General features: G+C 53.0%; 15 protein-coding genes and 1 pseudogene. 3 read left to right on the top strand and 13 right to left on the bottom strand.

Going from position 1 to position 19,197, the window contains the following annotated elements:
• Positions 1 to 17 precede the first annotated feature (17 nt).
• On the bottom strand, positions 18 to 1,178 hold the full coding sequence (locus tag ACT3UM_RS09100; RefSeq protein ID WP_498898066.1) for an MFS transporter: 1,161 nt from the start codon (positions 1,176 to 1,178) through the stop codon (positions 18 to 20).
• 137 nt (positions 1,179 to 1,315) lie between these two features.
• On the opposite strand from ACT3UM_RS09100, the gene ACT3UM_RS09095 reads away from it, so the two are divergent.
• Positions 1,316 to 2,704 carry an aminotransferase-like domain-containing protein gene (locus ACT3UM_RS09095; protein WP_498898064.1) on the top strand — a complete coding sequence of 463 codons (1,389 nt, stop codon included), beginning with the start codon at positions 1,316 to 1,318 and terminating at the stop codon, positions 2,702 to 2,704.
• A 10-nt stretch (positions 2,705 to 2,714) separates the two neighbouring features.
• Here the strand turns inward: ACT3UM_RS09095 and ACT3UM_RS09090 are convergent, their stop codons facing one another.
• From ACT3UM_RS09090 to ACT3UM_RS09045, 10 genes are all read right to left on the bottom strand, one after another.
• Positions 2,715 to 4,214: an alanine/glycine:cation symporter family protein gene (locus ACT3UM_RS09090; RefSeq protein WP_498898062.1), complete on the bottom strand. Its 1,500-nt coding sequence runs from the start codon at positions 4,212 to 4,214 to the stop codon at positions 2,715 to 2,717.
• 191 nt (positions 4,215 to 4,405) lie between these two features.
• Entirely contained in the window at positions 4,406 to 5,980 is a 1,575-nt protein-coding gene (locus tag ACT3UM_RS09085) for an aldehyde dehydrogenase (NADP(+)) (RefSeq protein ID WP_498898060.1), read from the bottom strand.
• Positions 5,981 to 6,043: 63 nt separating this feature from the next.
• Positions 6,044 to 6,802, bottom strand: coding sequence for a FadR/GntR family transcriptional regulator (locus ACT3UM_RS09080; RefSeq protein WP_498898058.1), 759 nt, complete (start codon positions 6,800 to 6,802; stop codon positions 6,044 to 6,046).
• A 129-nt stretch (positions 6,803 to 6,931) separates the two neighbouring features.
• Positions 6,932 to 7,945 carry a 3-dehydro-L-gulonate 2-dehydrogenase gene (gene yiaK / locus ACT3UM_RS09075; RefSeq protein WP_498898056.1) on the bottom strand — a complete coding sequence of 338 codons (1,014 nt, stop codon included), beginning with the start codon at positions 7,943 to 7,945 and terminating at the stop codon, positions 6,932 to 6,934.
• Between the two features lie 81 nt (positions 7,946 to 8,026).
• Complete coding sequence (locus tag ACT3UM_RS09070; protein ID WP_498898054.1) at positions 8,027 to 9,535, bottom strand: tripartite tricarboxylate transporter permease; 1,509 nt, start codon at positions 9,533 to 9,535, stop codon at positions 8,027 to 8,029.
• 15 nt (positions 9,536 to 9,550) lie between these two features.
• Positions 9,551 to 10,066 (bottom strand): tripartite tricarboxylate transporter TctB family protein, encoded by a 516-nt coding sequence (locus tag ACT3UM_RS09065; RefSeq protein WP_498898052.1) that lies wholly within the window; start codon positions 10,064 to 10,066, stop codon positions 9,551 to 9,553.
• A gap of 19 nt (positions 10,067 to 10,085) precedes the next feature.
• Entirely contained in the window at positions 10,086 to 11,030 is a 945-nt protein-coding gene (locus tag ACT3UM_RS09060) for a tripartite tricarboxylate transporter substrate binding protein (RefSeq protein WP_498898050.1), read from the bottom strand.
• Between the two features lie 36 nt (positions 11,031 to 11,066).
• Positions 11,067 to 12,407, bottom strand: a complete 1,341-nt coding sequence (locus ACT3UM_RS09055; RefSeq protein WP_498898048.1) for an enolase C-terminal domain-like protein — start codon at positions 12,405 to 12,407, stop codon at positions 11,067 to 11,069.
• Positions 12,408 to 12,522: 115 nt separating this feature from the next.
• Positions 12,523 to 13,440 carry a 5-dehydro-4-deoxyglucarate dehydratase gene (gene kdgD / locus ACT3UM_RS09050; protein ID WP_498898046.1) on the bottom strand — a complete coding sequence of 306 codons (918 nt, stop codon included), beginning with the start codon at positions 13,438 to 13,440 and terminating at the stop codon, positions 12,523 to 12,525.
• Between the two features lie 229 nt (positions 13,441 to 13,669).
• Positions 13,670 to 14,431, bottom strand: coding sequence for a metallophosphoesterase (locus ACT3UM_RS09045; RefSeq protein WP_498898044.1), 762 nt, complete (start codon positions 14,429 to 14,431; stop codon positions 13,670 to 13,672).
• 1,115 nt (positions 14,432 to 15,546) lie between these two features.
• On the opposite strand from ACT3UM_RS09045, the pseudogene ACT3UM_RS09040 reads away from it, so the two are divergent.
• Positions 15,547 to 16,559: pseudogene (locus tag ACT3UM_RS09040) on the top strand (IS630 family transposase).
• Between the two features lie 104 nt (positions 16,560 to 16,663).
• Positions 16,664 to 17,425, top strand: coding sequence for a M48 family metalloprotease (locus tag ACT3UM_RS09035; protein WP_498898042.1), 762 nt, complete (start codon positions 16,664 to 16,666; stop codon positions 17,423 to 17,425).
• Positions 17,426 to 17,526: 101 nt separating this feature from the next.
• Here ACT3UM_RS09035 and speG read toward each other — a convergent pair whose 3' ends face one another.
• Together speG and ACT3UM_RS09025 are read right to left on the bottom strand one after the other, a co-directional pair.
• Positions 17,527 to 18,078 (bottom strand): spermidine N1-acetyltransferase, encoded by a 552-nt coding sequence (gene speG / locus ACT3UM_RS09030; protein WP_498898040.1) that lies wholly within the window; start codon positions 18,076 to 18,078, stop codon positions 17,527 to 17,529.
• A gap of 85 nt (positions 18,079 to 18,163) precedes the next feature.
• The coding region (locus ACT3UM_RS09025; protein WP_498898038.1) for an NAD(P)/FAD-dependent oxidoreductase at positions 18,164 to 19,197 on the bottom strand (1,034 nt) is incomplete at its 5' end.

Below are 19,197 nucleotides of genomic sequence, written 5' to 3'. Positions count from 1 at the left end.
AGCTTGAAAGCGATTAGCTACCGCGCCTTGCGCAACAGAACTAGCGTGGCGATCACACCGCCCAGTAGCGCGAGGCCAAATAGTGTTAACGCCACGGAGTGCCCTACGGCATCAATCAGTATCCCGGTGGTGATCACCGGGATACTAAAGCCCAGATAGGCCATCAGAAAATAGCCCGCACTGGCTTGTTGGCTAGTCGACACATTCGCAATCGCCAATACACCGCTTAGCCCACCCAAATAGATAAACCCATAGCAGGCGCTGCTGGCGGCCACCGTGCCCAGCAGCACCGCTGCAAGATAACCATGAACGGCACCCCAGGCGATCAGTGCATAGGCAATCGGCAGAATCACCAGCCCCAGCCGAGTCGCGGTAGGTGGCTCAAGCCGTCTCGCCCAAGGCTGAAACAGCACCCCGCAGCTGCAAACACCGAAGGTGGCGAAGCCGCTCCAGGCGGATAAACCGTGTTGGTTTAATGCCGAAGGTAGAATCGCGATGACCAACCCCACCGTGGCCCAGGCGAGCAAAATCGCCAGTCCATAGCAGAGCGCCCCCTTGGGGTAGCTGGGAAGGCGTAGCATAGGGCTTTTAGTCGCATTCGGCACACGATCATTAAGCGTGGTGACCACCACCAGCGCCAACGCAGCTATAGCGAGATAAAGCCACAGGCTAGGAGGCGATACGCTTGGGGTGTGGAAAACAAACAGGCTGGTGACCGCCGCCCCCAAACCAAACCCCAGCGCGGTACTGGCAGTGACATAGTGGGTCGCCAAACGGTTATCCTGCCCACCCAACAGCAGCTGCATATAAGCGGGCGCCACGGCTGATGTCAGTCCTGTGCTGATACCCAGCAGAAAGCGTGCAATCCCTAGCGCCAATAAACCGGGCGCTATCAGGGTTATCGCGGTCGCCAAGAGACATAACAGCAGTGCGGTAACGAGTAGGGGCTTACGCCCTACCCGATCAGCCAGGCCATTTAACCCCAGCAGCACCGGCACAATACCCAACACATAGCAGGCGAAAGCGATGGTGGTGGCCCCAACGCCCAAACCATCCCGCGCTGCCAGCGCATCGTAAAGCGGGGCCTGTAAATTAACCGCCGTGGTAATCGTACATAGCGCAAACGCCAGGCAGGCGGCACTTTTTGTATTGATCGTTAGAATAGCGGCGCGGTTCATAGCAAAGTCCTAAATAAGCGAGTCGTTGAACCGCTAAGCTCGCACGCTTACCGGGCAGCGGTAAGGTACACTTAATCACCACTTTTCAGACACTGTTCCGCCCTTTTAGCGAACAGTTGAAAACAACAGGGCACGTTATGCAGCTAGAGGTTAATCGGCACTCTGCAACTCCCATCGCGCAGCAGCTCGAAGCGGGCATTCGTACTTGGATTGCAGCGCACGGTGCCGGTGGTGGCCGTCGGTTGCCCTCTATTCGCCGCTTAGCGGCCACCCATCACATCAGCCGTAACACAGTAATTGAAGCCTACGAGCGACTTGTGGCGTCTGGATTGGTGCGCTCACAACCCGGCTCGGGGTTTTACGTCGCGGATAGCGCAGCAGCACTGGTGTCGCCATCGACCGCAACGAGCGGGCTGGAAGAGGTCACCAACGGGCTGTGGGGGCTTTTCAGTGCTAATGAGCACACGCTAAAACTCGGCTGCGGCTGGCTGCCAAGCGATTGGCGCGAAGGCGACGATCTCACCCATGCTATTCGCCAAGTGGCACGTAAAAGTCGTTCGGGAATCTTCGAATACAGCACCCCTCAAGGGCCCCAGGATCTACGCGGTTTGATCCAGGAACGCCTGCGCCCATTAGCGATTACCGCTGACGCCCAGCAGATCGTGATGACCGGCGGCGGCAGCCATTCGTTGGATTTGCTGGTAAGAATGCTGCTTGAGCCCGGCGACGTGGTGTTTGTAGAGTCGCCAGGCTATTACAACCTGTTCGGCCTACTGCACTTACAGCGTGTTCGCGTGATTGGCGTGCCACGGCTTGCGGACGGGCCGGATATTGAGCGTCTGGAGGCGTTGTTAGCCGAGTACCGCCCTAAACTGTTTTATATTAACAGCGTGTTTCATAACCCTACGGGCAGTACCCTCACCCCGGCGGTTGCGCACCGAGTGTTGCAGCTCGCCGAGCAGCACGATTTTAAGGTGATTGAAGATGATATCTACGCGGATTTTCAGCACACTCCCACCACCCGACTGGCCGCACTAGATGGCTTAAACCGGGTGTTCTATCTGGGCAGCTTCTCAAAAAGCCTCTCCTCTTCGCTACGAGTCGGTTTTATCGCCGCCCCGCCTGGGCAAGTACAGCGCTTGGTGGATATCAAGATGTTGACCAGTATTTCGGCTTCGCGCTTTGCCGAGCATGTCGTCACTACCATGCTGCAAAACGGCAGCTACCGGAAACTCACCGAGCGGCTACGTACCAAGCTCGCCAAGCAAATGGCAATGGCCTTAACGATGCTTAAAAATGCCGGTTGGGTGGTTTATAGCCAACCGGCAGGTGGAATGTTTGTGTGGGCAAAACCACCGGCGGCCATCACGCCTGAAACCCTGAACGAGCTGGCCAACCGCTGGGAAATCACCCTCTCGCCAGGACACTTATTCTTTGCTGACCACCAGCCAACACCCTGGGTCCGGCTCAATGTTGCCTATATGCAGGATCCCAGGGCGAAGGCGTTTATTGAAGCAGCGAGTTAAATCCCTAGCTTTATTTTGCTTCTTTCTCTTTGGCTTCCTTCACTGGCCATACATCCGCATCCACCTGCTCAGGGCGCTTAAGAATGGCAGGGTCAAATATCGGCTCATGAATACCTTCGCGGCGCTGACGCTCATAATCTTTCAGCACGGCGACGGCAATCGGCCCCATGATCAGAATGGCAAATAAGTTAGTGGTCGCCATTAGCCCCATAGCCAAGTCGGCAAAGTCCCAGACCACGCTTAGCTCCGCGACGGAACCTAACAGCACCATGGCGATAATAATCACCTTGAACACGCTGACCGCTTTCTTGGCGTGGCGGCGGAACAGGAATTCGATATTCACCGACGAGAACGAGAAGTTGGCCAAAATGGAGGTAAACGCAAAAAACAGAATTGCCAGGGCGATAAATATCTCCCCAAAACCACCTAAGTGGTCGACCATGGCATCCTGGGTGAGCTGAATACCTTCGATGCTGTCTCCCGGCGATTCCGACATCAGCCGCTCATACACCCCGGAAAGCAGAATCACCACCGCCGTACAGCTACAGATCACGATGGTATCAACGAACACCCCAAAAGATTGCACCAGCCCCTGGGCGGCCGGGTGCTTCACGGTTGCCTGAGCCGCCGCATTAGGGGTGGAACCCATGCCCGCTTCATTAGAGAACAGGCCGCGCTTAACGCCATTTTCCATCGCCGCTTTAATGGCGTAACCCGCAGCGCCACCCACCGCGGGGCCAAGCCCGAAGGCGCTCATCACAATCAGCGAGAGCATATCGGGCACGGCAGAAAGATTGGTTACCAGGATCCATAACGCCACTAGCAAATACGCAATCGCCATCGCGGGGACAATTTTCTCGGCAGTACGCGCCACTGACTTGAGGCCGCCATAAATCACCAAGCCTGCCAAAATGGCAATCACCACCCCGGTGAGCCAATTAGGAATGCCAAAGGCGCCATTCATGCCTTGCGCAATGGTATTCGACTGCGCGGCGTTAAACGCTAAGCCATACGCAATAATCAAAAACACCGCGAACAGCCCACCGAGCCAGCGCCACCCCAGGCAGCGTTCGATATAGTAGGCTGGCCCGCCGCGAAATACGCCATCCTCATTGCGATGCTTATAGATCTGGGCCAGGGTTGATTCGATAAACGCCGTGGCGAAACCAAGCAGCGCAGTGACCCACATCCAGAAAATAGCCCCAGGCCCACCCACCCAGAGCGCCAGAGCCACCCCGGCTAGATTCCCGGTGCCGACCCTTGCCGCCATGGAGGTGGCAAACGCCTGAAAGCCGCTAATGCCATCCCCAGCACCGCGTGCGCTGAACGTCACATAGGCCATATGCCTGAACAGGCGGAACTGCATACCTCGCGTCATAATGGTAAACAGCAGACCAGCGCCTAGCAGTAGATAGACAAGAATATAGCTCCAGATAAAGTTACTGACCGGCATCATGATGGCATAGAGACCATCGCGCAGCGGGGCAATTAGTAAATCGAGGGTCTCCATGGGAATACTCTCCAGTTCGTTTTTTTACACACGCGAGCAAAGGCCCTGGCCCGTCGTGTTGTATTAGTTCGATGAAACAGCGCACCACGGTCTAATTCTAGTCAGTTTTCAAAACGCCCCCAAGCAATGCAAAGAAAAAGCGGCCCGAAGGCCGCTTGAGGGAGACAACAGTTATTGGCCCAACGCTATTGCTACAGCTCACGTTTACCGTCAACTAACCGCGACACCTTCAGCGGGTTGCCCTCTTTAAGCGCCTCGGGTAGCAAGCCTTCCGGTAGCGACTGGTAACAAACCGGCCGTAGGAAGCGGTGAATGGCCGCCGAACCGACAGAGGTCGTACGCGAATCAGAGGTGGCCGGGAACGGGCCGCCGTGCACCATAGCGTGGCAAACCTCGACACCCGTGGGCCAACCATTGGCGAGAATACGCCCGGCTTTACGCTCTAGGGTGGGCAGCAGCGCTTTAGCGGCATCCAAATCGGCGTCGTCCATATGCAGTGTGACGGTGAGCTGGCCTTCTAGCTGCTCAGCAACACGTTTTACATCCGCCGCATCTTCGCACTCAACCACCAGCGAGGTAGCGCCGAACACTTCCGCTTGCAGCGCTTCTGAAGCGAGGAAATCGCTCGCTGCTGCAGCAAATAGGCCCGTTTGGCACTGATAGTCACTGCCGGTTTGACCACGGGCAATTTCACGCACCTTATCAGCACCGCTCAGGCTGGAAACGCCCTCTTGATAGGCACGATGAATGCCTGGCGTTAGCATGGTCTGTGCGCCGCTGGCTTCCACCGCACCGCGTGCCGCTTCAATAAAGGCATCCAGCTCAGGGCCTTTTACCGCAATCACCAGACCGGGATTGGTGCAGAACTGGCCCGCGCCCATATTGAGCGAACCGACAAAGGCTTCACCGAGCTCTTTACCACGTGCTTTAAGGGCTGCCGGTAGCAAGAAGACGGGGTTAATGCTGCTCATCTCAGCGTAGACCGGGATGGGTTGGGGGCGTGCTTGAGCGGTTTTCATCAACGCCGTCCCACCGCTGCGTGAACCGGTGAAACCAACGGCTTGAATGCGCGGATCATCTACCAGCGCCTGGCCAATTTCGTTACCGGCACCAAATAGCAGCGAGAACACGCCTTCTGGTAAATTGCAGGCTTTTACAGCTTTTTGAATCGCTTGGCCCACCAGTTCAGAGGTGCCTGGGTGCGCAGAGTGACCTTTCACCACTACCGGACAGCCAGCCGCCAGGGCTGAAGCGGTATCACCACCCGCTACCGAAAATGCCAGCGGGAAGTTGCTGGCACCAAAAACAGCCACAGGCCCCAGGGCGATATGACGCTGGCGCAGATCGGCACGCGGTAGCGGCTGGCGATCAGGCATGGCCGGGTCGATGCGTACATCAAGCCACTCACCGGCACGCACTACTGAAGCGAACAACCGCAGCTGCCCGCAGGTTCTGCCTCGCTCACCCTCGATGCGTGCCTGGGGCAGGCCCGTTTCAGCCATGGCGCGCTCAATCAGCTCACTACCAATCGCTTCAATTTCACTGGCAATGGTTTCTAAAAAGGTCGCCCGCTCTTCGAGGGACGTTTCGCGATAGGTAGCATAGGCCGCTTCAGCCAGCTCGCAAGCCTGCTCAACGTGTGCACGACTGCCGCCGACATAGATAGGTTCAAGCTTTTCACCGGTAGCCGGGTTAACTGCTTGAATGTTGGCTTGGGTACCTGTCACTGATTGTTGACCAATCAGCATTTCGCCTCGCATTGTCATACGTCGCTCCTTAAATGGTCAGTGATATCACTGGTCGCCCGTGTCGCATTGCTACTGCGCGCGTTACTTCTGTCCACGATATTGGGCGTAGGTGTTGCGCGCCCGGTTAAGGTGCTGAAACATTGTTTCGCGGGCAGCCTGCGCATCGCGGGAAAGAATAGCTTCAAGAATATAGCTATGCTCTTCCTGAACTCGCTCTAAATAGCGCTCGGAGGAGATCGGGTTAATATCAATACTCAGCAGTTTGGCGCGGGGAATCACGCTCTGACTCCACTGCTTATAAAAAGATTGGAAAAAGGGATTTTTGGTCGCCGTGGCAATCGCAAAGTGAAACAGATAATCCTCTTCACGGGCTTGGGTTTTTGCAGTATAGGCATTACTAAAGGCAAGGTGCTGCGCCTCCAGCCGCTGACGATCTTCATCGTCGTGGCGTAAGGCGGCCAGTTCCGCCGCCGCTGGCTCTAAGGTTAGCCGCAGTTCTAGCAGGTGCAAGATATCTTCCACAGTAGTGGGGTTAATGCGTTCTGCAGGACGCGCCTCTACTGTGGAAGAGCGCAGCACTGATGTGCCTACGCCTCGCCGGGTTTCCACCAGCCCCAGAGACTTAAGATGGGTAATCGCTTCACGGATCACAGTGCGGCTAACGCCAAAGGAGTCACACAGGCTGTTCTCTGTAGGTAGCTTCTCTCCTACCGCGACTTTACCCTGGGTGATCAACGCTTCCAGTTGGTCGGCCACATGCACGGACAAGCTTCCCTGCTGCGTCACTTTAGTTACTTTAAGCGGTTTTAGGGCAGTTGCCGTTGCGCTGGGTTTAGCCATGAAAGCTATCCTTCGTTAATCCACTAGTTGTATTATATCGTACAACCTAGGTCTTATAAGTTCCACCAAGCGTTGTTAAGGTCAATACTTCAGCGCCTCCACCTCTTCTACCGATACAAAAAGCCTTTTTTACGGCTCACCTGCGAGCTCGCAGACTGAACGCCATAGCGTGTCATCGATAACAATATCCCCATCACCATATCGCTGACGTGAAGTCGACTCACCTGGCCAGCGCACTTTACGACCCGGCTCGGCTGGAGTGCTAGCGGCCAGATGCGTCTGGATACCTTCGACAATGCTATCGCAGGCTTCTCGACCACCGAGTTGTTCAGGGTCAAAGACCATAAACACCTGACTGCAACCGCCGCCACTGCCGCGCTGAACCCTATCTATGGTATGGCTAGGACGTCCTTGAGCAAGCAGCGCCGCCAACGCATCTAATAGAATCGCCAACCCAGAGCCTTTCCAATAACCGGTCGGCAGCAAGCGGCGCGTCTCAGCGATCGCCGCAGGATCACGGCTCAACGCTCCACGTTTATCAAAACCGCCATCGACGGGTAGTTGTTCACCTTTCAACTGAGTCGTCTGCAGCTTGCCGTAGGAGAACTGCGACATCGCCATATCAAGCACCAGAGGCCCGGTACTATGTGGTACAGCCATCACCAGTGGGTTATTACCGATCGACTGGGAAGCTCCGCCCCAGGCGGGCATACAAGACTCGGTATTGGTCCACATAATCGTCGCGAACCCCTGCTCAACCGCATGCCAACCATAGCTTCCGCCGCGCATCCAGTGAGTGGTGTCGCGTAACGCCACCAGCCCCATACCGTGTTCACGTGCCAATACAATGGCCCGTTCTGTCGCATGGAGTGCATTGACCACGCCTATGCCAAACCCTCCATCCAGCACCTCAATCGCCCCCAGCCGCTGAACAAGGCTTGGCTTAGCGTCGACATCGATCCAGCCTTTCCCGACGTACTCAATAAAACGCGGAACCCGCCCAATGCCATGCGAATGTACGCCGTCGCGGGTGCTTTCAGCATGAATTCGCGCGCAGATCTCAGCATCAGCAGGCTTTAGGCCCGCCTTCAAGAGTGACTTTTCAATCGTATTGCGCAACGTCTCAAAATCAATGTTAGCCATCACTTACTCCCATAATAAGAAAGCCCACTCCCTTGAGTGGGCTTCAATACCCTAGCCGCCTCACATGGCGGCCCATGGGTTTCAGGTAGTGGCAGAGCTCGCCTCTTTCTGACGTGATCGATAGTTCTGCCAAAGTGTCAACGACAGAAGCCCAAAGGCGATAACTAAAAAGGTAACGCTAATGGGGCGTGTGAAAAACGGTGACCAATCGCCTCCGAATACTTGCAAGCCACGTCTCAGGTTTGATTCAGCTATAGGCCCCAGTATTAGACCTAGAATAACGGGAGCTGTCCCAAACCCATAGCGATTGAGAAAGTAGCCAAGCAACCCAAATGCCAACATTATGTAGAGATTAAACACATCCCCATCAACACCGTACACCCCGATAAAACAGAAAACGATGATAGCCGAAAGCAACTGCTTCCTGGGCACCAGCAGTACGCGGACAAATAGTTTAATACCTAAACACATAATGATAAGCATGAAGAAATTGGCGACTAAATACGCTAGAAAGATCCCGTATATGATGCCGCTCTGGTTTTCAAATAACATCGGTCCCGGTGTGACGCCTTGAATCATCAAACCACCCAAGAGAACCGCAGTCGCAGCTTCACCTGGGATACCTAGAGCAAGCGTAGGAATTAACGCCCCCCCTAACAGCGCATTATTCGCACTCTCAACCGAGACAATGCCGGCACTATGCCCTTTGCCAAATTTCTCAGGTGTTTTAGAAAAACGACGCGCTTGGTCATAAGCTACCAGCGAGGCGATACTGCCCCCCGCACCAGGCACAGGTCCCACGACAGAACCAGATACGATGCCGACAAGAAGCGCACGCCAATTGCGCAACGTCTCAAGAAACCGGGGTCGCGCGATATCGACTTTGTGGGGACTATTTTGGAGTTTATTGGACGGATCATAATCGAAAGCGTCCTTAAGTACCTGCGAGACTGCGAACAACCCAATCAGCGCCGGCAAGAGGTTTATCCCGGTCAATAGGGAAAGTTGCCCAAAGGTAAAACGATCCACCCCCGCTATGGGGTCGGTACCGATGGTAGAACAAAAGAAGCCTATAAGGCCTGCAATCAACCCCTTCAGTAGGGATTTCCCCGCCACGGAAGCAATGATTACCAACCCGAAAATACTTAGGGAAAAGTACTCTGCCGCCCCAAAACGCAACGCAAACTCAGCGATAGGCGGAGCAAGAAGGCTCAGCACCACCATGCTCGCCACACCGCCAAAGAAAGAGGCAACAATTGCCAGCCCCAGGGCTCTCCCCGCTTCGCCCTTTTGAGCCATTGGAAAGCCATCGAAAGTAGTCGCGACCGAGGATGGCGTCCCTGGAATATTCAACAATATGGCCGGTATCGAGCCACTGGCGCCAGCACCACACAGGGTGCCTAGCAGCATACCGATACCCATCACTGGCGGCATTCCAAACGTTACCGGCAACAATAGCGCTATCGCCATCGCCGATGTTAAGCCAGGCAGTACCCCCATGATGATCCCAAGAAAGGTTCCCCCGGCTATTGCCAGTAATGTTCCGAACTGAAAGACTAATCCCAAACCTTCCATATATCCCATCAGCATCTCACTTCTCCTTCATCAATCCGGTAGCGGGATATTGAATAGCTCGGTAAATACATAATAAATAACCAATGACAATGCGACCGAGAAAATTGTATACGCTGCCAAGTTTCGCAGTTTACGGCTATTGCTTAATTTCTGGAATTCACCGCTAGCTACAACAAGGCAAACAACATTAAAGAAACAAAATAGCGCTGTGCTTACGATATACCCAAGCCGCTCGAACAAATTGATATAAACAATAATCAAAGCCACAATGATCAGCCACTGCATCATGCCTTTCTTGGAAGACATAGCATTACGAGTTTTGTCTACTTCTCTATCCACTCTTGCTCCGAACCATTCGGAACAATCACGTATCAAGCAGGGCACGGCACACACAAAAATCAAGCCAGAAATCAGTTTTGGAAAAGAAGCGGGGGAAAGTCCCCCCGCCATGCTGACTGCTGGCAGCGTAGTGGCCATATAAAACCCAATTGCCGATGCCACCACAAGAAACAGATCAAAGATCGGTTTACCTATATCCTTTGCCATCAGTCACTAACTCCTTATTTTATTCAGCCGCTAAGTCGCCAGCACTTTCTTTCATTACTTTCGCCGATTCGGCAATAAACGCCACTAGTTCATCCCCATACAGCGGAACAATATCCAAGCCCAGGTTCGAGGCTGTCTCTTCGAAAGTCCCTTCTTCTACAATTTCTTTGATGGCGTTAACCCACTTCTCCTTGGCCTCGTCAGGAAGGCCATCAGGTCCCGCGATACCGCGCCATACTGTTAGAGACAGATCGTAGCCTTCCTCTTGGAAAGTCGGGACATCGGGCAACGACTCGCTACGCTCACTGTAGGACATACCAAGGGCTTTCAAACGACCTGACTCCAGCGCCGAGCGAAGTTCTGCCCCACCTAGCACCACAGCATCCACGTGCCCCCCCATAGCAGCGGCGATAGTCTCAGAGCCGCCAGGGTAGGGAATGAAGTTAAAATCGACTTCAGCGGTATCAGCAAACGCCACCGCCGCAATGTGAGCGGATGACCCTACCCCCGAAACACCCACTTCCACCGAGGAGCCTTGCTTTGCATCTTCGACCATCGCACCCAGGTCTGCGTATTCGCTGTCTGCACCGACGGCAATGACATAAGGCTCTTCAAGGATTTTAGCGATAAAATCAAAATCCTCATGCGTAAAAGCAACGTTGCCAAGCGCCTCTAGGGTCAGCAATGCGTTACTGGCGGCAGCTAAGGTATAGCCATCCGCATCAGAGGCTTGCGCACGCGTCAGCCCCACGGCCCCGCCACCGCCCGAGATATTGCGGATGACCAAGTTGGTATCGAGTTTTTCTTCCAGTAGCGGCTGTAGTGCGCGAACGAAGGTATCGTTACCACCGCCGGCAGAGAAGGGCACGATCATATCGATGTTTTTCTCAGGATATTCGGCAAATGCACCGGCACTGGCCATCATCGCTGTCGCAACAGATAAATTGAGTACTAATTTTTTCATTGTAATGTCCTTCTTTGTCACATTTAGGGTATTCACTCAGCGCACCAACGCTGGCTTTTTCGGATCAAACTTCCAGTCATCTATCAAATACTGCATTGCCATCGCATCATCCCGAGCACCAGCAGGCAGTGAACGATAGAGCTTATTAGCCTCCTCAATGGCCTTCATGTCGATCTCTACCCCCAGCCCGGGCGCATCGGTGACGGCTACCTTGCCACCCGCAATCTCCGGAGGGTTGTGAGTCAGGCGAGCGTCGCCTTCCTGCCATATCCAGTGGGTATCAAGCGCGGTGGTGTGCCCCACGGCGGCGGCACCCACCTGGGCGAACATGGCCAAAGAAATATCGAAATGGTTGTTGGAGTGGGAACCCCAGGTCATACCATGATCCTGGCAAAGCTGGGAGACGCGTACCGCACCGGAAAGTGTCCAGAAATGCGGGTCAGCCAGAGGAATATCGATCGAGCGCAGCATCAGTGCGTGAGCCATTTCCCGCCAGTTGGTGGCTACCATGTTGGTGGCGACAGGCAATCCTGTGGCATGGCGAAACTCAGCTAAAATCTCGCGACCGGAAAAGCCTTGTTCCGCCCCACAAGGATCTTCTGCGTAGGCAATCACACCATGGAGGTCCTTGCACAGCCGGATCGCCTCTTCGAGCGACCAAGCGCCGTTAGGATCAATGGTCGTGCGCGCATCTGGAAACGCATTGTGCAGTGCCGTGACGGCCGCTATTTCTTGCTCGCCAGCCAGCGCCCCGCCTTTTAACTTAAAGTCTTTAAAGCCGTATCGATCATGCGCCGCCTGAGCGAGCTCAACGATGTGTTGCGGGGTCATGGCCGCCTCGTCACGCAAACGGTACCAATCGTGATTCAAGCCCTCGGTGCCACGGCGGAAATCCAGCGGCGTAGCGTGCCCATCACCGATAAAGAACAAGTACCCCAGCACGTCAACGCTATCACGCAGTTTGCCATTTCCCAGGAGCTCTGCCACCGGCACGCCCAGAAATTTCCCCATCAAATCTAGTAACGCAGCCTCAAGCGCGGCAACCGCATTGATGCGCAGCTCAAATGTCCAGGAGCCTTTACCAAAATCTTCAAAATCGGCACTCCGTCCGGCATTGTGCAACGACGCAACCATGGAGCGCATTTTTCCGATCGACTGACCGACCACCATCTCTCGTGACTGCTCCAGAGACGTTTGAATCGTCTCACCACCGGGGGCTTCACCCACCCCTACATTACCGTGGTTATCTTTGAGAATAACCAGGTTGCGGGTAAAATACGGCGAGTGCGCCCCTCCGATATTGAGTAGCATGCTATCGCGCCCAGCGACGGGAATGACCTGCATCTCGGTTATCGTGGGCGTATCGTTGCTTGGCATAACAGTTCTCCAACAGACGGCTTCAGCACGCAGAGCGTCTTACCTAACATTTCCGCGCGTAATATCTCGCTCCAGGACGAACAAACGCCGCCCTCTATGATCGCCTTTAACGCTTTTAAAAAGACTTCGCAATATCAACCAATTGTTTAAGCTTGGTGATTTCTTCTTCACTGGGCATGGACAAAGGCGCCCGCACACTCCCACCGGGGTAGCCCACGATATCGGCCCCTGCTTTAATTAAGCTCACCGCGTAACCTGCCTTACGATCCCTGATATCCACGAAAGGAATAAAAAAGTCGTTGGTAATCTGTTTCACAACGTCTTTATTGCCTTGGCGCAGCGCCTTATAAAATGTGACGGCCATTTCCGGCACGAAGTTGAAAACGGCCGAAGAGTAAGTGTTCACCCCAATAGAGACGTAGGCTTCAGCAAAGATTTCAGCGGTCGGCACACCTCCGATATAGACCAGGCGATCACCAACAGTTTTAACGATTTTATTTAACGCCTGAATATCGCCTTTACCATCTTTTAGCCCCACCAAATTCGGACAAAGATCGGCCAACCGCTGCACAGAGGGCGCGCTCAAAACACCATTGCCGCGGTTATAGTAGATAACGTTGATAGAGGTGGCATCACAAATCTGGCGAGCGTACTCAACCAAGCCATCCTGCGGGCACTCGGTCAGGTAGGGCGGCATTAGCAGAATACCATCGGCGCCCACCTCTTCAGCCGCTTTTGCAAAGGCTTTGCCGGTTTCCACGCTTAAACCCGCGCTGGCGATCACCGGCAAGCGCCCGTCGATCACCTCCACCGCCACGCGAACAATGTCGCGGTACTCTTCCAGCGATAAACTAAAAAACTCACCTGTGCCACCCGCAACGAAAACAGCTGAAATATCGTGGCTAATAAACCACTCCAGTCGCTTGCGATAGCTCGCTTCATCGAAATGGCCCTGGCTATCAAAATCCGTAATCGGGAACGATAGCAGGCCATCGCCGATGGCATTAATTACTGCTTGCTTTGAAAACGTCACCTTAAGCCCTCTTTATAAATGCGCTGGCCATTTAGCGTGCCGACAATATCGGTTACTGATCTGGCTAATATATTATGTAATACATCATACAACTAAGACGATAGGTATCTTGTCAGAATGGCGCAAGCAAAAGCCGTCAAATTTAAACCAAAGTAGCAGGCATGACCTTTCTCCAACGAAGCCACAGACGTTCGAACTCGATAGCTAATCTATTGGAAAACTTATATTTTTAAATCTCAATCAGCCAATCCGGCTTAAATAACGGCGGATTGAATTCATAGGGGTAGCCACCGGGGTTAGCAATGATACGTGTACCGTTGCGCAGAATATCCACGGGTTCGTGGACATGCCCATGCACCCATACATCCATCTTGCCCATTAACTGCGGCAGATGAGAGGCAAACGCGGGGGATAACGCATCGCCTAAATATTGATCAGGAATGCAGTCATGAAGGGGTGCGTGATGGCTCACCACCACCTTTGGGCCATCAAACGGTTGAGACAGCTCTTCTTCAAGCCACGTGCGTGCGTCAGCATGCACCTGCTGACTCGCCTGGGGTGTGAACGTTACCCCAGGCGAAGTTTGAACAATCTTAAAATCGGGCATATACCGCAATGCTTTTGATTCGGTATGGGCAGGGTTTTGGGTCGGGTCATTAGCATAGAGCGCAAAGTCCGTCCACAGTGTTGTGCCATAAAACCGCGTGCCATTAAGCGTAATGGCACGGTTATCAAGAAGCTCAATATCAAGACGCTCAGCTTCCAGCGCCAGCTCATCACGCAGCAACGGCATGCAGGTGCCATAGAACTCGTGATTGCCGGGCACATAGATAATCGGCGTGTCCGGAAAGCGGCAACGCGCCCAGACAAGACCTTCGCACTTGCGGTGAATATCCCCCGCGAGAACGACGACATCGGCATCCACCTCAGGCAGCTCGCGGTTTCCGTCAAAAAATTCCAGGTGCAGGTCAGACAAAATACGCAGACGCATAGGGCTTCTCGTGGCAAATACTTATGCAAACCATTTTATCCAGCTTCGTTTATTTTGTCGCATGACAGCGGTGCAACGCCACTTAATGCTGCACTGCAACAAAAAAGTGCTATACTAATAATGTAGTCCCACTAGGAGGACCACATATGACTTTTCTGATAACACCCCCTGCATACGATAATGAAGTTCTAGAGTTCTGGAACTTGAATGCTCAATGGCATCGTGCCGCAGTCGAAGCAGTGAAAGCCTATTTAGGCTAATTCAGGTGCTTTCTTCCCCTTGAGATCCAAAGCTAAACACCGAAGCCGGATTAATTTCCGGCTTTTTTATGTGGTTGAAAACCTTTTCCATTCAAATACCTAATATCACCACATCAGGATTTTTAAGCCATAGCTTACGTAGAATGGCAAATCACCTACATCGTTAGGACTGGCCCCGTACAAAAAAAGCTCTTAACATCTCACCACAGCTAAATTGCTGCTCTGCACAACACCAGCTGTACACAACAATATCTTTCACATAACACACCCCCTGCAAAAGGAGTGAACGCCATGCAACGAATAGCCTACCAAGGTCATACGTTGGCAGTTGATGTCATGGAAGTATGGGCGCAGCGTGCTATACAGCAACGCGCAGCACTTGACGCTATTAAAGCTTATCTGCGTTAAGCCTGGATGCGGTACGCTATTTCATCACCATAAAACGCCTCGTTTTAGCGAGGCGTTTTTTACGCCCGTTGTATACCGGTGAACTGGCAAGCTCCGCCATCAATCACTGGCTAAGATAAGCAACCTCCAAGCTGTAGCTACGCTTTACACATCGCTTTTTTAACTGCAATGCTTCAAAAACCACATCCATCCTTGACAAAAGATGCCTGCACAAGAAAACCTTTTCTATCAAGCTTCTATACTTGTAAAGATAGATCTCTTTAATACTGCCCACGGATACGATTAATTACGCTTTGTGCAGATTGAACAACAACGCTTAGCGTAACCTTGCAATGGGCTTAGTCGATCTCTATCGTTTTTTACACGAGTAGGTATGGAGTTATAAGTGACTGCGCATAAATTATCGCGTATAAAGAACAAAAATCCATCAGAGTAAAACACGGAACCATGTCTCGGCGCTTACGTTTTGTTTCTTTAACACCTGACCAGCAACGTATCTTAAATGAAGCCTACCAGTACGGCGAAAAGAGAGCGCTACGTCGTCGGGCTCACGCCATTCTGCTCAACCACAAGGGCCATACGATTAACCAGATTCGCGATATTATCGGGGTCAGGCGCGATACGGTATCGACTTGGTTATCTCAATGGGAAGCAGAGGGTATTGAAGGGCTTCAAGACAAGCCTCGCGAAGGACGCCCCCACCTTCTCAGCGAGAGTGATCTTGCTGTGTTAGAGCAACTGGTTGAAGAATATCCCCATCAATTGCCTGTCCTCCATGCCAAGTTTCAGGAGCAGACAGGCAACGTCGTCAGCCAGGACACGTTGCGGCGCGCGTTAAAAAAAAGGCTATAGCTGTAAGCGGATACGCCGCTCATTGAGGGCACAGCGTGACGAAACAGATTTCCGCCATACGCAAGAGATGATCAATGTATTGAAGGAGTGGGAAGATGAGGGTGAGTGCGATCTCTATTTCTTTGATGAAGCCGGTTTCTCGCAATCATCGTCACTTCCTTATGCATGGAGCCCGATAGGCAAGCCCTGGGAAGTCACGGCCTACCCACACAGCAAACGGTTGAATGTACTGGGCTTTCTCACCAGAAAAGACGAGTTTTTTCACCACATGACCACCGAGTCAGTGACCACTGAGACCGTTATAGAAGCCTTTGATCAGTTTGCGGCACATAAAGACCCACGCCTTCGCCGTCGTGATACTGGATAATGCCAGAATGCACCGTTCCAAGGCATTCCAGCGCAAACTTATTGATTGGATGGCACATCGCATTCATCTGGTCTATTTGTCGCCGTATTCGCCGGAGCTGAACCTGATCGAAATCCTTTGGCGCGAAATCAAATACCGGTGGCTACCGTTAACAGCCTACAGTTCGTTCGATAAGCTTTGTGAAGCGGTCAAAAACGTATGCAATGGTTACGGCACTGATTACTCAATAACTTTTGCATAACTACTTATAAAGAAATAGTCTAATATTAATTCGGCTAATAAAGGCGCAATACTCAACGTGCAGACTCTTCTTGTTATGCACGCACATTGACGAAGGAACGGACGATGAAAACACCTTTTTTGGTTCGCAAAACATCTTATGCATTAGGTTTAGCGGCGACACTCGCTCTTAGCGGCTGTCAATCTGGCGCTGATCTCGGCGGCTTAATGTCTGCGGGCTCCAGCTTAGCCGGCGCAGCCACGATGTCAGATCAGCAAATGCAACAACTAGGCGATCAAACCATCGCCCAGCTTGATTCCCAGAACCACCTTGTTGCAGACGATAGCCAGTATGCAAAACGCTTGGCCAAGTTAACCCAAGGCTGGGAAACAGTCGACGGCCATACGCTTGACTATAACGTTTATCGAATAGAAGAAATGAATGCTTTTGCGGTACCCAACGGATCCATTCGACTGCATAGCGGGCTGATGGATGAGATGACCGACGATGAAGTGCGTTACGTTATCGCCCACGAGATCGGCCACGTCGCGTTAGGACACTCTAAGCGTGCTTTCCAGGTTGCCTATGCGGCGTCCGCTGCACGTGAGGCAGCTGCGGCCAGCGGCAGCACTACCGCCGCCGCACTATCAAGCTCTGAGCTTGGTGACCTGGGCGAAAAACTGATCAATGCTCAGTTCTCTCAAAGCCAAGAGAGTGCAGCTGATGACTATGCCATTGAGCTAATGCAGCGCCACGACATGAATGCAGAGGCTTCAGTTGCAGCTCTACGTAAAATGGAAGCCAAGTACGGCAACAACAGCAGCGTCTTCTCCAGCCACCCAGCCGCGGGTGACCGTGCAGAGCGCCTAGAAGCTTCGTTCCAGTAAGTATATAAAGCACCGATACTCCTGCCAAGTTAGCTTCTGTGCTGACTTGGCAGGAGAATTAAGATTAGTTAACAAATAACCAAAAGCAGACCAATACGTGCTTAAGCCCACTCGCCGCTTTCATCACTCCGTTCAGACAGCTGCATTAGGTAGGTGTCCTGCAAGATATACATCCGCTTTACATCGCGATACTTGCCATTGATAAAGAACTCCTGCACCAAGTGGCCCTCTTCTATAAAGCCACTCTCCTCGTAAAGGTGAATCGCTTTGACATTATCCACCGCCACAATGAGATATACCTTGTGCAGGTTTAGAATGGTGAACGAGTAATGCAGCGCTTGTCGAATTAACGTGCGGGCAAATCCTTTCCCCTGATGTTCCGGGGTAATAATGATTTGAAACTCGCCGCTGCGATGGATGTAGTCGATCTCAATCAGCTCTACCAGACCAATGGCATTTCCATGGCTATCTTCCGCGACAAAGCGCCGTTCGGCGTTGTCATGGATATGCTTGTTATACAGCTCCTCCAGCTCATCAAATGACTCGTAAGGCTCTTCAAACCAGTACGACATAATGCTTTGGTTATTATTTAGCTCATGAACAAAGCGCAGGTCGTTGCGCTCCAGTGCACGTAAATATAGTGTGTGGCCCATCGCCCGCTATCCCTATGAGTATCCATTAAGAATACGCGTTTTAAACTTGCTTGCTACTGTTTTCAAACCCGCATATAGACATTGTTCACGTCATTTTTGCTAGGCGCCTAAACGAAAACAGCTCCGCCAAGGGGTGTTCTCTTCCCTCAATAAGTGCTCGCAGCAGCTTGGCGCCAATCATGCTATAGCTGATCCCATTGCCGCCGTAGGCCATGGCAAAATGAACGCGTGGGCCCTGGGCCTCATGAGGGCCGAAGAACGGCAGGCCATCGTCGGTTTCAGCAAAGGTGCCGCCCCAGGAGAAGGTAGGATTGATATCGAGCTTAGGCCATAGCACCTCTATTTTAGCTGCCAGCCCTTCCGCTTTCTCCTCTACTCGCGCGTCGCGGCGCTTGGGAATATCTTCGTCATCATCGTCGCCGCCCACGAGGAGTCGTCCATCACGGGTAGTGCGCATATAGAGGTAAGGCCGCGCCGATTCCCATACCATGGTGTGGCGTAGTTTACCCAATGCCTCTGGTGGTAACGGGTCGGTGATCAGCGCATAGCTACTGCGGTTGATGGCCACCTTTTCTGGCAGCCAGGCTTGCGACTCATACCCTGCGGCCATAACGACGTTCTGACAACGCAGTTTGGCGCCATTAGCCAACGTGAGCGTGACACCTTCAGCATCCGGCACCATCGTCTCCATTTGTGTGCGGTCATATACCTCCCCTCCCCGCTCAACCACCCTGGAAAACAGCTGATACGCCATGCGGTAGGGGTCAACAGAGGCGGCTAGCCGAGTAAGAATAGCGCCAGGTGCCACAAAGCCGTACTCGGCCAAAATAGCCTCGCGCTCCATCCATTCGGCTTCAAACCCGTGTGTTTGGCGCAGCGCCAACTCCTCTTTGAGGGACGCAACATCCTCTTCGTTACTGGCATAGTAAAGACTTTGCTGACGTTCAAAATCCACATTGCCCAGCCCTGCCGCCAAGGACTCAAGCTCACCAATAGCCTCGGCACAAGCGCGGTAAGCACGCACAGCGTCGGCCTCACCATAGCGTTCGGCTAACGCAGTCATATGGGTGTCGATTTCGTACTGCAGCAACGCGGTGCTGGCAGCGGAACTGCCCCACC

The organism is Halomonas sp. AOP13-D3-9 (assembly GCF_052379125.1).
Taxonomy (GTDB): domain Bacteria; phylum Pseudomonadota; class Gammaproteobacteria; order Pseudomonadales; family Halomonadaceae; genus Vreelandella.
The sequence above is the reverse complement of the archived record's forward strand: the minus strand, read 5'-3'. Positions and strand labels throughout refer to the sequence as shown.

Coding starts and splice junctions, on each gene's coding strand:
- ACT3UM_RS09100 (WP_498898066.1), bottom strand. CDS start 1,178: ATGAACCGCGCCGCTATTCTAACGATCAATACAAAAAGTGCCGCCTGC.
- ACT3UM_RS09095 (WP_498898064.1), top strand. CDS start 1,316: ATGCAGCTAGAGGTTAATCGGCACTCTGCAACTCCCATCGCGCAGCAG.
- ACT3UM_RS09090 (WP_498898062.1), bottom strand. CDS start 4,214: ATGGAGACCCTCGATTTACTAATTGCCCCGCTGCGCGATGGTCTCTAT.
- ACT3UM_RS09085 (WP_498898060.1), bottom strand. CDS start 5,980: ATGACAATGCGAGGCGAAATGCTGATTGGTCAACAATCAGTGACAGGT.
- ACT3UM_RS09080 (WP_498898058.1), bottom strand. CDS start 6,802: ATGGCTAAACCCAGCGCAACGGCAACTGCCCTAAAACCGCTTAAAGTA.
- yiaK (WP_498898056.1), bottom strand. CDS start 7,945: ATGGCTAACATTGATTTTGAGACGTTGCGCAATACGATTGAAAAGTCA.
- ACT3UM_RS09070 (WP_498898054.1), bottom strand. CDS start 9,535: ATGCTGATGGGATATATGGAAGGTTTGGGATTAGTCTTTCAGTTCGGA.
- ACT3UM_RS09065 (WP_498898052.1), bottom strand. CDS start 10,066: ATGGCAAAGGATATAGGTAAACCGATCTTTGATCTGTTTCTTGTGGTG.
- ACT3UM_RS09060 (WP_498898050.1), bottom strand. CDS start 11,030: ATGAAAAAATTAGTACTCAATTTATCTGTTGCGACAGCGATGATGGCC.
- ACT3UM_RS09055 (WP_498898048.1), bottom strand. CDS start 12,407: ATGCCAAGCAACGATACGCCCACGATAACCGAGATGCAGGTCATTCCC.
- ACT3UM_RS09045 (WP_498898044.1), bottom strand. CDS start 14,431: ATGCGTCTGCGTATTTTGTCTGACCTGCACCTGGAATTTTTTGACGGA.
- ACT3UM_RS09035 (WP_498898042.1), top strand. CDS start 16,664: ATGAAAACACCTTTTTTGGTTCGCAAAACATCTTATGCATTAGGTTTA.
- speG (WP_498898040.1), bottom strand. CDS start 18,078: ATGGGCCACACACTATATTTACGTGCACTGGAGCGCAACGACCTGCGC.